Here is a 13,730-nt window from a genome sequence, read left to right as displayed (position 1 = left end):
TCATCGGCAGCCGCTTGCGGTACTGACTTTCCGTTTTCCGTCTGGAGTAACCCGATGAACAGTCTTTCGCCCTTGTTTCGCCGCCTTGCCTTCGGCCTGTGCGCCACGCTCTGCATCAGCGTCGCGCACGCAGGCAGTGCGTCCTCGTACAAAGTCGGTGCAACCGCCAGTGGTTCGCCGTTTACCTTCCTGGATATCAAGAGCAACAGCATCCAGGGCGTGATGGTCGACGTAGCCGAAGCCGTCGGCAAGGCCGGCGGGTTCAGCAGCCAGATCGAGCAGACCAACTTTGCCGCGCTGATCCCGTCCCTGACGTCCGGCAAGCTGGACTTTATTTCCGCCGGCATGCTCAAGACCCCGGAGCGTACCCAAGTGGTCGACTTCAGCGCACCGGTTTACGCCTATGGTGAAGGGCTGATCATCAGCGCCGACGACGATGCCGCCTACCCTGACCTTATGCCGCTCAAAGGCCAGGTCGTCGGCGTGCAAGCCGGCACAATCTTCTACGACCAACTGAACAAGCTGGGCATCTTCAAGGAGATCCGCACCTACGACTCCATCGGTGAGATGGTTCGCGACCTGTCCCTGGGCCGCATCAAGGCCGCCGTGGGTGACCAGCCGGTGGTGGCCTACCAGATCCGTCAAAAGCTGTTCAAAGGCGTGAAACTGGCGCCTGACTACAAGCCCACTAACGTCGGCGAAGTGTGCCTGGTGGTGCGCAAGGGCGATGCCGCAACCCTTGAGCGCCTGAACACCGCCATCGCCAGTATCAAGGCCGACGGCACGCTGGACAACATCCTCAAGAAATGGGGGCTGGACGCCCAGGAGCGCCCATGAACTTGGCTGAGTTCCTGCAGAACGCCCAGGACTTCCTGCCGATCCTGCTGCAAGGCGCCTGGGTGACGATCCAGATCACCGTGCTGTCGTTCCTGCTCAGCAGCGCCCTCGGCCTGGTGCTGGCGCTGCTCAAGCTGTCGCCGATTCGCGCGCTGTCCTGGACCGCCAGCACCATCATCAACGTCATCCGGGGGCTGCCGATTATCGTGCAGCTGTTCTACATCTACTTCGTGCTGCCGGACATGGGTATCCATCTCACGGCGTTTTATGCCGGGGTGATCGGTATGGGCATCGCCTACTCGGCGTACCAGGCGGAGAACTTCCGCACCGGCATCATCGCCGTCGAACAAGGGCAACGTGAAGCCGCCGAAGCCTTAGGGATGCGCACGGGGCTGATGATGCGCCGGGTGATCCTGCCCCAGGCGTTTCGCATCGCCCTGCCGCCCTACGGCAACACCCTGGTGATGATGCTCAAGGACTCCTCGCTGGTGTCGACCATCACCGTCGCCGAGATGACGCGCCAGGGCCAACTGATCGCCTCATCGACCTTCCAGAACATGACCGTCTACACCCTGGTCGCCCTGCTCTATCTGTTGATGAGCCTGCCACTGGTGTATGGCCTGCGTCGCATGGAGCAGTACCTGGGCCGGAGGAAAAAAGCATGATCGAGATTCGCCAGCTGCAAAAACACTACGGTGACCACCACGTCCTGCACGGCGTCGACCTCGACGTGGCCAAGGGCGAAGTGGTGTGCCTGATCGGCCCCTCGGGCTCGGGAAAATCCACCCTGCTGCGCTGCATCAACGCCTTGGAAGCCTACGACGGCGGGCATATCAACGTGTTCGGCGAAACCGTACAACGTGGCAGCAAGACCGTACACGCTCTGCGCAGCCGCATGGGCATGGTGTTCCAGCGCTTCAACCTGTTCCCCCATCGCACGGTGCTGGAAAACGTAATGGAAGGCCCGGTGTACGTCAAAGGCGAATCGCCCCGCCAAGTCCGCGAAGAAGCCCTGGTGCTGTTGGAAAAAGTCGGCCTGAGCGCCAAGGCCGACGCCTACCCCGAACAGCTTTCCGGCGGCCAGCAGCAACGCGTTGCCATCGCCCGCGCCCTGGCGATGAAACCCGACGCCATGCTATTCGACGAACCCACCTCGGCCCTCGACCCGGAACTGGTCGGCGATGTGCTGGCGGTAATGCGCACCCTGGCCGATGAAGGCATGACCATGATCGTGGTCACCCACGAAATGGGCTTTGCCCGCGAAGTGGCCGACCGCGTGTGCTTCCTGCACGGCGGCTACATCGTCGAAAGCGGCCCCGCTGAACAGGTGCTGGGCAACCCGCAGCATGCGCGTACCCAGGATTTCCTGCGGCGCGTGCTGCACCCCACAGGCAACACGCGGAGCCTGTCATGAAATCGTTGTGGTCGGCGACTGCGCCGTCAGTGGTGCCAACACCGGCATTGAACGAGTCGGTGAAGGTCGACGTGGCGATTGTCGGAGCCGGATATACCGGTTTATCGACGGCGCTGCACTTGGCAGAGCGTGGCGTGCGCGTGTGTGTGCTGGAGGCCCATGAGCCAGGCTGGGGTGCCTCGGGGCGCAACGGTGGGCAAGTCAACCCCACGCTCAAATATGACCCGCAGCAGCTGGTACAGAAGTACGGGCCGGAACGCGCCGAGCCGTTGATCGCCACGGTGTCGAACTCGGCGGACCTGGTGTTCAAGCTGATCGAACGCCATGGCATCGATTGCGCGCCGGTGCGCAAGGGCTGGATGCAGGTGTCGTACAGTGAAAAGGCGGTGGCCGGGCTGCATGCTCGGGCCGAACAATGGGCCCGACGCGGCGTACCAGTTCAGCGCCTGGATGCCACGGCGGTGGCGTCACGCATGGGCAGCTCGGCGTTTGCCGGCGGCTGGCTGGATGGCCGTGCCGGGGCCATTCAACCCTTGGCGTATGCCCGCGGGTTGGTGGCAGCGGCGTTGGCGGCCGGCGCACGGGTGCATGGCCACAGCGCGGTGACAGGCCTGCAGCGCCAGGGTTCGGCTTGGCAACTGCAGACAGCCGGCGGTGCGCAGGTCACGGCAGATCAAGTGGTGCTGGCCACCAATGGCTACAGCGATCACTTATGGCCCGGCATGGCCCAGAGCGTCCTTGCGGCCAACAGTTTTATCGTCGCCACCAAGCCATTGAGTGGCCGCGCAGCCGAAAGCATTTTGCCAGGCCAGGAAACCGTGTCGACCGCGCAACGCTTGCTGCTGTATTTTCGCAAAGACGCGTATGGGCGCCTGCTGATGGGCGGCCGCGGCCTGTTCAACGACCCCACCGGACCGGCCGACTTTGCCCACCTGGAGCGCTCCCTGGCGCTGCTGTTTCCGCAACTGGGGCCATTGGAATTCGACTACCGCTGGGCCGGGCGCATCGCAATCACGCGGGACTTCATGCCCCATGTCCACGAACCGGCGCCGGGGCTCACCCTGGCGTTGGGTTGCAATGGGCGCGGGATCGCGTTGTGTACCAGCCTGGGCCAGCAATTAGCCGGGCGGTTGTGCGACAGCACGGCAGACTTCGCCTACCCGATAACGCCGTTGCAGCGCTTGCCCTTGCATCGCTTGCAGCGGTTCTACATTGGCGCGGGCGTGGCCTGGTATAGCTTGTTGGATCGGTTGAACGTCGGTTAAATCGCCAATCGCTCTTGAAACTGTCAATTCCAACAGGTTACCGCCTACTTGAATGCCGTTAGTCTGAGCGAGCCAGTCCTCGATTGGCTCACCCATTCACCATGTGCGAAAGGAATCGTCCATGAAACGGCAGACCTCTTCAAACAACTTCACGGCACGCTTGGCTGGCCTGGTCTATAGCACCTGCTGCTATCTGGTTTTCTTATTCACCTTGCTTTACATGATGGGCTTCATGGGGGCTGTGGTCGTACCCAAACACATCGACTCCGGCGCGCGCATCGACTGGGCGCTGGCACTCATGATCAATACGTCACTGATTATTGTGTTTGGCGTCCAGCACAGCGCCATGGCGCGTAAACGCTTCAAGCGCTGGCTGGCAGTCTTCGCCCCGGCAGCGGTGGAGCGCTCCACCTATGTGCTGCTCTCCAGCCTGATGCTCGCGCTGCTGTTCTGGCAATGGCGGCCCATTAGGCACACCGTTTGGGAGGTTGACGCCGCCTGGGCCAAGGCACTGCTAACCGGCCTGTTCTGGCTGGGCTGGGGCATCGTGGTGCTGGCAACTTTCTTGATCAGTCACTTCGAGTTGTTCGGGCTTAAGCAGGCCATTGATCGCTGGCGCAACGCCCCACTGCCGGGCCTGACATTCAAGACGCCGCTGCTCTACAAAGTCGTGCGTCATCCGCTGTACCTGGGCTTCCTGATCGCCTTTTGGGCAACGCCGCATATGACTGTGGGGCATCTGCTGTTTGCGCTGGGGATGTCGGTGTATCTCTTCATCGGCGCCCGTTTCGAAGAACGGGATTTGGTGGCGCTGTTTGGTGAGCGGTATCGGCGTTATCAGCGTGAGGTAGGCATGATCGTGCCGCGTCTCAACAGGCCCCGCCACTAACCCACTGTCCTGATCGTTCCCACGAACAATAAAGATCAAAATGTGGGAGCTGGCTTGCCTGCGATGGCGCTGTGTCAGCCAGCACATCCGGCACTGAAAAACCGCTATCGCAGGCAAGCCAGCTCCCACAGAGGATTTGCGGCGTTAGGATATTTCCCACAGCTGTTTCAGGTTGTCGCTCAGAACTTCACTGACTAACCTCTGGGCCGTCGCTGCCAATTCAGCGGCCGGATTTGACCGTCCGACCTTGTTAACGAACTGCTACGCCCTGCACCTCTTTAGGCGTTTTTTTGTGCCTGAGGTATTGTGTCGCGGCAGTTGTGCGCGGGATACCTTCGGGTATGCCGGGTTCGTTGACAACCGGTCGGTCAACCCGCGTACAGCTGCCACCCTCTTCGCTTGACCGCGAACGCTGGCGGCTCCACTTGTCGACGGAGTTTCACCGTGATCAAAGACACCCCAAATCCCCCAGATACGCTCTTCACCGTGCGCCCCGAGCTAGGCACAGAAACATTGTTGATCAACGCCTCCCAGGATCTAGCCTCCATCAGTGACATCGCTACTCATCTCGCCTTTGAAATCGACGGCACCCAACGCAACGTAGCGCTGGGCATCTGCCGCATGCTCGAAGGTGTGCAGTTGCTCGTGGACAAGGCGCTGGATGACACCCATCCAGCCACTTGACCTGATGCTCGCGCCGCGCGCTTACCCACTGTAGGAGCGAGCTTGCTCGCGAAGATCGTCAACGATGACGCGGGCAACCTGGAAGACCGCAGAGCCTGGGCGTTTTTCGCGAGCAAGCTCGCTCCTACAGTGACCGTTCCCAAGCTCTGCATGCCCGGGCGCTCTGCGTCAGGCTGTGCGAGGTGACGCCGAGCGTCGCTGCATGCATTACCACGCAGAGCGTGGGACCGACCGAATAGCGGCATCTACATACTGAAATATGCCACGCAAGCATTCAGTAAAGGGAGCCTGAAGGCGATTCTTATGAAGTAACGTTATAAAAAACTGTCATTTCCTACAGGTTCTCGTAAGAGAACTTTCACTCAGTATGACTTTACTCTCTCGCTACTTATCAGGAAATGCCCATGACCTACTCTCTATCCGGAAACTACGACGGCGGATCCAGTAACGTATTCCGTCTGGCTATTAAAAAGTTCGATGAGTCAGCAGGTTCCTTCAGTGGAGAATTTCATTATTTGCTTACCAGCATATCGGAGCCCGTCAGTGGCCACTATCACCTTTACGGAGATGGTCGAGACGAGACCGTGCTCTGGTTTGAAACCAGTGGCGGTTCGTGGCGCTGGGAAGCGGATTACGTTAACGGATCCCCCTCTTTTGAGAAATGGACAGCCAAACGCACGTCCAGTACCGGGGACATCGAAACTGAATTCTACAAAGAGACCGCCTAATTTATGACGACCCAGACTGAACGAGATGAAGTTTGGTGCACTGCGTTTTGAGCGCCGATTCGACTTCAGTCTGATGCTCGTCCCCATGCCCGTGAGAATGATCTCAAAAAACCGACCACCCAATCCGCTCACTCAACAACTCCAACGCCTTCATCCCCGCCAGCGAGTTGCCCGCCGCGTTCAACTCCGGCGACCACACGCACACCGTAAACTGCCCCGGCACTACCGCGACGATCCCGCCGCCGACCCCGCTCTTGCCCGGCAGGCCCACGCGGTAGGCAAAGTTGCCCGCCTCGTCGTACAAGCCGCTGGTGGCCATGATCGAGTTTACCTGCTTGGTCTGGCGCGCCGTCAGCACCTGCTCGCCACTGTGGGCACTCACGCCTTCATTGGCCAGAAAGCTGAATGCTCGGGCCAGGTCCAGGCAGCTCATCTGCAACGCGCAATAGTTGAAGTAGCTGTGCAGCACCGCGTCCACATCATTGTGGAAGTTGCCAAAAGACTTCATTAGGTAGGCCATGGCCGCATTGCGCGCACCGTGCTGGGCTTCCGACTCGGCCACAACGCTATTGACCAGGATCTGCGGGTTGCCCGACAGGCGCCGTACAAAGTCGCGCATCGACAGAATAGGCACGGCGAAGCGTGACTGGTTGATGTCGCAGATCACCAGCGCGCCAGCGTTGATAAAAGGGTTGCGCGGGCGGCCACGTTCGAATTCCAGCTGCACCATGGAGTTGAACGGCTGCCCCGAGGGCTCGTGGCCCAGGCGTTCCCAGATGGATTCGCCGCCATGGTCGATGGCCTGCACCAGGCTGAAGACCTTGGAAATGCTCTGCACCGAAAACAGCGTGTCTGCATCTCCAGCGCAGTAGGCCGTGCCGTCGTTGCCGTATACCGCGATGCCGAGTTGGTTGGCGGGCACGTCGGCCAGCGCGGGAATGTAATCGGCGACTTTGCCGAGGCCGATCAAGGGGCGCACTTCGTCGAGGATCGACTCCAGCAGCGCCTGCATAGCTTGTCCTGTCATCTTTGTTCGAATCAGTGGTAAACGAGGCGCGGAGGATACGTCAATGGGCGCGCAACACCCACACAATCTCTACCACCCGCTCGGCAATCACCACGTAGATCAGGATCAACAACAGTTGCAACGCCAAGTGATAACGCAATTTGGCCAGGCGGCGAATGCCGTCGCTGACGTTCAACAGCATCAGCACCGTCGACAGCACAATCAAGCCCCAGCCCGCGACGCTGGAGGCGAAGATACCGATCAGCAACTCGCGCGGTCCCACCAGCGCGTTGGTCCCCGCCGCAAACAACAATGCGCAGACCAACAGATTTTTAACATTGTCGAAAATCTGCGTGCTCAGGTCGTTTTCCAGCAACGCCAGGTACCGCGTCCATAAAGTGCGCATGCTTGAATACCGAGTGGGAAGGCTCGTCAATCAAGGTAGTTCAATTGTGGACGCTGTCGAGCTTTGGCCAGGCTCAGAAATGCGCCACATCCGACACTTCTGTATCCAGCACATCCTGGGCCAACGCCCAGGCGCGATCCTTGGACTCCACCACCAGCAGCGGGTAACCCCAGGCCTTGCCGAACGTCACGGCAAAGGGCTTGAGGGCCAGGCGCTTGGCAGCGCTGGGCTCCACTTGGATCATGCCTTTGACGTAGGCACGCAAGGCAGCCTTGTTTTTCTTCATCCAGATAGACGCGCGCTTGCGCTCTTCGTGGGCGTGTTCGTGATTGTTCTCATCCACGGCTTTTTCGTGCAGCAGCAAGAAGGGCTGCTCACGGGCCAGCAGACGTTCGAAGGTCAGGAAGGCGTCTTCCGGCGCACCTTCGCTAGGCGCGTCGAAAAAGATTTTCACCACCGGGAAAGTTGAACTGTCGAGTCGCATGGCAAAGCTCCTTTGATGAGATTGATTCTCATCATAGGGCGCGTGGCGCTGGACAGCATTGCACAGAATAGCCAGAATGTTTCGCAATCCAGCCAAGGCAGTTCTCACCATGGTTCATCACCGCCTCGACCAGTACGACCCCTGCCGGGTCCGCGACGCCGCCGCGATCCCTCGCTCGATTGTTGCAGTGGGCGCCTCGAGTACGTCCGAACGCTGGGAACATACCCCTCACCACCATCAACACGGGCAATTGATCTACACCTTGCGCGGCGTGGTGCATTGTGTGATCGAGGCGGGTATCTGGATCGTGCCGCCGCAATGCGCGTTGTGGATTCCCGGCGGAGTAACCCACGCGGCACGCGGTGCCGGCGAAGCGGATGTGTACTGCCTGTTGATCAACCCGAACGCCGCCAGCGCCCTGCCCCGGCAATGTTGCACGCTGTCGGTGTCGCCATTGCTGCACGAATTGATCGGCAAGGCGGTCAGCTTCCCGCAGCTCTACGACGAAGACGGCGCCCAGGGCCGCCTGGTGGCGACGTTACTCGACGAGCTGGCCCAGGCCCCCATCGAAGCCCTGCATTTGCCGATGCCCCAAGACCCCCGCTTGCATCGGCTGGCCAACAGCTTATTGGCCAACCCCGGCGATAAATCCACCCTGGGCGAATGGGCCGTGCGCATCGGCATGAGCGAACGCAGCATGACCCGCCTGTTGTTGGAAGAGATCGGCCTGAGCTTCGGTCGCTGGCGCCGGCAGTTGCATGTAATCCTTTCACTGCAGCGCCTGGCCAACGGCGAAAGTGTGCAGAGCGTGGCGCTGGACCTGGGTTATGAAAATGCCAGCGGGTTTATCACCATGTTCCGCAAGGCCATGGGCCAACCGCCGGCGCGTTACCTGGCGGACCGTGCCAGTACCGTCGGGCCGCACAGCAACGCGTCAACTATCGCCTTGACGTGAGCTGTTTGGATCTAACTTGTCGAGATAACGCGCCAATACTTCGCCAGAGAATTGGGCCTCGCGAATACCACTACCCTCAAGAAACCGCACGGTGTTGCTGCGATCCCAGGAATAATTTTCTTGGTAAAGCTCAAGGATGGACTGATCTGCGTGCATCGGGTCTTTGAACATTCCAAGCAATGGGTAAAGTAATGCTTCGGGGTTGTGTTCCCACAATGCGAGCCAATTTTTATACGGGACAACCGAAAGCGTTCGGCCATAATGCTCGCCCACCCGCTCACAAAATGCTTTGAGGTCCAGATTGGTGGATTCTGGTTGGCACAGGTTAAACTTCAACCCCAGCGCTTGGGGGTCGCGGGAAATATGGGCCACCGCCTCAACCATGAAATCCACAGTGGTCAAGCCTTCCCGCATACGCTCCAGATCGGGTACCGCGCCATACGCCAGGCAGGTGCGGATAAAGCGCCCCCACCATTGGTAGTGAGCACACTCGCCAGTCACGCTATGACAGGTGGCATAACCCAACCGAAAGGTCATTAACGGCAGACCTCGGGACGCGGCCAGATCTGCGAGTTTTTCCATCACCCACTTACTCTGTACATAACCCAGGTCATCGCGAATAGCCGGTAAGTTTTCGTCGATATCATCCTGTTCGTACACATGGCTCTTATGGGTGAAACGATGGCCCCAGCTATAGATTGAGATGGTCGACATCAGCATCAATGCCTTTGTCTTTTGCGCACCGCAAAAATGGAGGATTTGCTTGAGGCCCTCTACGTTATCTCGCCTCATATAGCTGTAAGGCATGATGAAATTCACTGCGCTTGCCGAGTGATAGACCACATCCACGCAGCGCGCCAAATGGGTGAACATTTCTTTCCCTAAACCTAATTGCTCATCCGCCAAGTCACTTACGTACACGTGAATGCGCTTCCAATCGCTTTCGCTGATGGGCACTTGGTAACGCTCGCTGACTTGCTGCAGCCTCACCAGCCCAGCCGGCGTATTGTCACAACGAATCGGGCAATGAATATGGGCGATTGAGGTGGCCAATAGTTGGTGCAAGAGATGAATACCGACAAACCCGGTCGCGCCAGTCAGTAAGGTATGCTCGGGACTCTTCAATTGCATCGACTCGAAGCCTGGCGCGAAACACATGTCCAGCGGGAGCGCCGCATCGGCTTCGAAAGCGTGCACACGCTCGGCCCCTTTTTCTCCATGTAAAGACTGAGTGCGTCGGTGTAATGTGGCCGCTAGATCCTCAAATAGCAGATGTTCATATATGTCGCGCACCGCCACGTGAATATTGAACTGTACTGACAATTTCTCCGCCAATCCTGCCACGCCCAGGGAGTGCCCACCGACCTTCAGAAAGTTGTCTTGGGGGCCAAAATCAGCGTGACCCAACACCTCAAACCACGCCCTCGCCAACGTAACTTGTGGGCCCGGCGTAAAGCGTTGTATATCCAACGCTACGGTCGGCATCGCCTGCAATAGAGTCAACAGAGCTGGCCTGTCTATCTTGCCATTGGCATTGGCAGGTAGCCTGTCAAGGCGATGGAATAACTCGGGCACCATATAATCAGGCAAATCCATAGCAAGGCTACGTCGCAGCTCTGCAACCAATCGCCCGCTATGCACCTGCCTGTTGCGCGGTACGACAAAAGCAACCAAGCGTTTTTGCGCTTGTGTACCGGTGTCTTGCACCACCACCGCCGCGCTGTTGATGCTCGGCTCTTTGAGCAGGCGCGTCTCTATTTCACCGGTTTCGATACGGTAGCCACGAATCTTTGTTTGCCCATCCATGCGGCCCAGAAACTGAATCCGTCCATCCGCCAACACTCGGGCCTGGTCTGCGCTGCGGTACAACCGGCATTTGAGCGTGGGTGAATAAATAAAGCGCTGCGCAGTCAATTCAGGCGCACCCAAATAACCCCGAGCAAGGCCCGGCCCGGCAATACAAAGTTCCCCCACTTCGCCAGCTACAAGCTCGTTGAGGTGTTCATCCAGAATATGAATGCGGCAGTGATCTATCGCATAACCAATCGATGCAGGCCTTTGTAAGCGTTTGCTCTGAACCTCATTACGAGTGACGTAAATAGTGGTTTCGGTGGGGCCATAGCAGTCAAAAACACGATAAGGCAGATGGTCGACTTCCACGGGATGGAGTTTTTCACCGCAGGTGTAAAGACAGCTCAAGGCTAATCCTTGCGGCTGCCTGGCGTTCAGCACGTCATAAATTCTCAACGTGGGTACAAAGCCATGGGTGATCTGTTTCGCGACACAGAATGACAAGTAGTCATCGCTATTGAGCAGCGCATCCTGACCCGGAACATACAGACAGGCCCCTGCCGTCAGCGCGGACCAGATCTCAAGTTGGCAAAGATCAAACCCCACTGCGGCCATGAAACTGCAACGACTGGAAGACGTCACACCCAAATCTCGATTGTGCTGCATCATCAATTGCGCGACGCTGTGATGTTCGATCACTACGCCTTTGGGCTCGCCCGTAGTGCCCGAGGTAAAAATCACATAAATCGCATCATCGCCTCGGACACCAACAGGCTGATAACTCAACACTTGACTGGAGTTCAGCAGCTCGCTGACGGTTATGACTTCGGTTGCCGGCAAGGGCTCGACATCATGGCGTTGAGTGGAAAGGATGATTGAGGCCGCGCATTGCCTGGCGATATAGGCTTTACGGTTATAGGGCAGTTGGCGGTCCATCGGAACAAACGCCGCACCGCGCTTGATGACGCCCAGGAATGCAACGATCAACTCAATGGAGCGCTCGCCCTGCACCAGCACGTAGTCACCCCGCCCGATAGTGCGGGACTGCAAAAAGGCCGCAACTTTAGAGCTTCTGTAATCCAGCTCTGCGTAAGTAAGACATTCTGTCTCGGTCACGACTGCCAGAGCAGTAGCGTCCTGAGCGAGACGATCTGCAAATAAATCCAGCACCGTGTCCGTCAGCATCTCAAGCACCTCTTTTACGGGGTACGCCAAAAAATGAGAGGCTATTTTTTCTTTATTGGCCGAGATGAATAACTGTAGGAAATGACAGTTTTTTATATATTTTTACTATATGAGATGCGCCTCTGATACCAAAGGTGGCCCATCACGACCTTACAGTGATTGCTCCCACGCTCCGGGTGGGAACAATCCACATCCGACTCAGTTCTTGTAGTCGGTATCGGTACGCTCAAGCTGGCGCACCAGCGCATTCCAATGCCGCGCCACGCCCGGGCCTTCGCCATTGCTGAACACCTTGGCCTGCTGTTCGACTTTGGCCACCACCTCTGCGGGTGGGAAGATCAACTCGGCATTCCCCGCTGCCTGTGCCGCAATCTGGATGTTGCAGGCCCGCTCCAGGCTTTGTAGTTGCTGGAAGGCATGCTCGACGCTGACGCCGCCCGTCAACAAGCCGTGGTTGCGCAGGATCATCACGCTCTTGTCGCCCAAATCCGCCACCAGCCGTTCACGCTCGTCCAGGTCCAGCGCCACCCCTTCGTAACCGTGATAAGCCACACGCCCCGAGAATGCGATAGCGTGCTGGGAGATCGGCAACAACCCCTGCTTCTGCGCCGACACCGCAATACCGTCGCGGGTGTGGGTGTGCAGCACCGCTTGCAAATCATGGCGTGCGCCGTGGATGGCGCTGTGGATCACATAGCCGGCGTAGTTGATCCCCAGGCCCGTTGGGTCATCGACGATGGTGCCGTCCAGATCGACCTTGACCAGGTTGGAGGCGCTGATTTCGTCGAACAACAGCCCGAAAGCATTGATCAGGAAATGCGCCTCGGGCCCTGGCACCCGCGCTGAGAAATGCGTGTAGATATGATCGGTCCACTTGTACAACGCCGCCAGTCGGTAGGCCGCGGCCAACTTGACCCGCACCTCCCACTCTTGCGGTGTGACCCGCTGGCGCACATTGCTCAAGACACTGGAAATCGGCGTGACGCTACTCATGGCAAATCTTCCTGGATGGCCTTAGGGGACTTCCAGGCAAGACTAGGGGATGGTCATAAATAATAAAAAGCACATTTTAATCTAAGCTAATTATTATATTTATTTATAAAAAGCAGCAGTGGCAGCTTTCGCCACCACGGGAGCAAGCTCCCTCGCCGCCAATCAACTCAGCAGGTTCAACGCCCGTTGTTGAGCTTTTCGTTGATTGCATCCGTTTGCCGTTCAATGTCCTTGATCGAGGTCGGCGTCACGACTTTGTCAATGGTGTCAGTCTTGGGGTTCGCAGGTTCAAGCGTCTGCCCTTTGGTGGCCTGGGCATTACCTTTTTGCGCATCTTCAGAGCTGACGGGGTCGGGGGTTTTATCGGCGGTTTTACGATCAGTCACAGTGCAATCCTCCTGGCAGTGGCAGGCCCCTGAGATGGCGGCCCTATGCAGCAGAACCCTGGGAATCCGGATTGGTTCAAGTCAATTGCCTCGCCTCACCACTGGGCAAAAAAGCGCAAAAAAATTTAAACCTTTTACCCACCTCTCGATTCAACAGTCAGGTAACGGCATCCCGCCATTTCCAAGGAGAGACACCATGAAAACTCGACTGATGAAACCGATGGGCCTTACCTTCATGCTGATTGCAGGCTCGATTTCCACCGCGATGGCGGCGACCTCCAACGACTTTGTCGACAACGCCGCCGAGGGCGGTATCACCGAGGTGGAAGCGGGCAAGCTGGCCCTGGAAAAAAGCAGCTCGGCGGACGTAAAGACCTTCGCCCAGCATATGGTCACAGACCACACCAAGGCCAATCAGGAACTGATGGCCCTGGCGAAAAAACTCGATATCGAAGTACCCGATGACGCCGCGCTCACCGACCAGGCGAAGAAAGCCATCCTGGAAATGCGCGATGAATCCTTCGACAAGGCCTATGCCAACAACCAGGTAGCGGCCCATGAAAAAACCGTCGAACTGTTCAAGAAAGAAGCGGCCTCCTCGGACAATCCCGAGCTGAAAGCCTTCGCCACCAAGACCCTGCCCACCCTTGAAGCCCACCTGAAAATGGCCAAGGAACTGCAAACCAAATACGCCCATTAAACCATCC

The 13,730-nt window shown here is 58.1% G+C and carries 15 protein-coding genes; 9 read left to right on the top strand and 6 right to left on the bottom strand.

The features are described from left to right. Window positions 1–54: 54 nt before the first annotated feature. The 7 genes from BMH52_RS17720 to BMH52_RS17690 all read left to right on the top strand — a co-directional run bounded on the left by BMH52_RS17720 (window position 55) and on the right by BMH52_RS17690 (window position 5,817). Complete coding sequence (locus BMH52_RS17720; RefSeq protein ID WP_073844494.1) at window positions 55–837, top strand: ABC transporter substrate-binding protein; 783 nt, start codon at window positions 55–57, stop codon at window positions 835–837. Further along, window positions 834–1,502 (top strand): amino acid ABC transporter permease, encoded by a 669-nt coding sequence (locus BMH52_RS17715; protein WP_003191710.1) that lies wholly within the window; start codon window positions 834–836, stop codon window positions 1,500–1,502. The genes BMH52_RS17720 and BMH52_RS17715 overlap by 4 nt, the downstream gene beginning before the upstream one ends. Continuing rightward, on the top strand, window positions 1,499–2,251 hold the full coding sequence (locus BMH52_RS17710) for an amino acid ABC transporter ATP-binding protein (RefSeq protein ID WP_003191712.1): 753 nt from the start codon (window positions 1,499–1,501) through the stop codon (window positions 2,249–2,251). The genes BMH52_RS17715 and BMH52_RS17710 overlap by 4 nt, the downstream gene beginning before the upstream one ends. Further along, on the top strand, window positions 2,248–3,516 hold the full coding sequence (locus BMH52_RS17705; protein ID WP_034135756.1) for an FAD-binding oxidoreductase: 1,269 nt from the start codon (window positions 2,248–2,250) through the stop codon (window positions 3,514–3,516). The genes BMH52_RS17710 and BMH52_RS17705 overlap by 4 nt, the downstream gene beginning before the upstream one ends. 121 nt (window positions 3,517–3,637) lie before the next feature. Next, the gene (mddA, locus tag BMH52_RS17700) at window positions 3,638–4,405 is read left to right on the top strand and encodes a methanethiol S-methyltransferase (protein WP_073844492.1); all 768 of its coding nucleotides are present in this window, start codon (window positions 3,638–3,640) and stop codon (window positions 4,403–4,405) included. 444 nt (window positions 4,406–4,849) lie between these two features. Further along, entirely contained in the window at window positions 4,850–5,089 is a 240-nt protein-coding gene (locus BMH52_RS17695) for a DUF6124 family protein (RefSeq protein WP_032900698.1), read from the top strand. Between the two features lie 404 nt (window positions 5,090–5,493). Then, window positions 5,494–5,817 carry a hypothetical protein gene (locus tag BMH52_RS17690; protein ID WP_032900699.1) on the top strand — a complete coding sequence of 108 codons (324 nt, stop codon included), beginning with the start codon at window positions 5,494–5,496 and terminating at the stop codon, window positions 5,815–5,817. 103 nt (window positions 5,818–5,920) lie between these two features. On the opposite strand, the gene glsB is transcribed toward BMH52_RS17690, so the two are convergent. The 3 genes from glsB to BMH52_RS17675 all read right to left on the bottom strand — a co-directional run bounded on the left by glsB (window position 5,921) and on the right by BMH52_RS17675 (window position 7,713). Beyond that, window positions 5,921–6,829, bottom strand: a complete 909-nt coding sequence (gene glsB / locus BMH52_RS17685) for a glutaminase B (protein WP_014718789.1) — start codon at window positions 6,827–6,829, stop codon at window positions 5,921–5,923. Window positions 6,830–6,884: 55 nt separating this feature from the next. Further along, complete coding sequence (locus tag BMH52_RS17680; RefSeq protein ID WP_014718790.1) at window positions 6,885–7,229, bottom strand: hypothetical protein; 345 nt, start codon at window positions 7,227–7,229, stop codon at window positions 6,885–6,887. A gap of 73 nt (window positions 7,230–7,302) precedes the next feature. After that, a complete protein-coding gene (locus BMH52_RS17675; RefSeq protein ID WP_038450419.1) occupies window positions 7,303–7,713 on the bottom strand; it encodes a hypothetical protein in 411 nt (136 codons plus the stop codon). 109 nt (window positions 7,714–7,822) lie between these two features. On the opposite strand from BMH52_RS17675, the gene BMH52_RS17670 reads away from it, so the two are divergent. Then, complete coding sequence (locus BMH52_RS17670) at window positions 7,823–8,668, top strand: helix-turn-helix domain-containing protein (protein WP_038452182.1); 846 nt, start codon at window positions 7,823–7,825, stop codon at window positions 8,666–8,668. On the opposite strand, the gene BMH52_RS17665 is transcribed toward BMH52_RS17670, so the two are convergent. From BMH52_RS17665 to BMH52_RS17655, 3 genes are all read right to left on the bottom strand, one after another. Further along, on the bottom strand, window positions 8,648–11,644 hold the full coding sequence (locus BMH52_RS17665; RefSeq protein ID WP_073844490.1) for an amino acid adenylation domain-containing protein: 2,997 nt from the start codon (window positions 11,642–11,644) through the stop codon (window positions 8,648–8,650). The two genes, BMH52_RS17670 and BMH52_RS17665, sit on opposite strands and share 21 nt — an antisense overlap. A gap of 198 nt (window positions 11,645–11,842) precedes the next feature. Then, a complete protein-coding gene (locus BMH52_RS17660; protein WP_058410543.1) occupies window positions 11,843–12,637 on the bottom strand; it encodes a class II aldolase/adducin family protein in 795 nt (264 codons plus the stop codon). Between the two features lie 176 nt (window positions 12,638–12,813). Further along, window positions 12,814–13,023: a hypothetical protein gene (locus tag BMH52_RS17655; protein ID WP_057977469.1), complete on the bottom strand. Its 210-nt coding sequence runs from the start codon at window positions 13,021–13,023 to the stop codon at window positions 12,814–12,816. 196 nt (window positions 13,024–13,219) lie between these two features. On the opposite strand from BMH52_RS17655, the gene BMH52_RS17650 reads away from it, so the two are divergent. Continuing rightward, window positions 13,220–13,723: a DUF4142 domain-containing protein gene (locus BMH52_RS17650; RefSeq protein WP_020303039.1), complete on the top strand. Its 504-nt coding sequence runs from the start codon at window positions 13,220–13,222 to the stop codon at window positions 13,721–13,723. Window positions 13,724–13,730 lie beyond the last annotated feature (7 nt).

This window comes from Pseudomonas sp. BTN1 (assembly GCF_001907715.1).
GTDB classification, from domain to species: domain Bacteria; phylum Pseudomonadota; class Gammaproteobacteria; order Pseudomonadales; family Pseudomonadaceae; genus Aquipseudomonas; species Aquipseudomonas paracarnis.
This window is presented reverse-complemented; position numbering and strand designations above follow the sequence as displayed.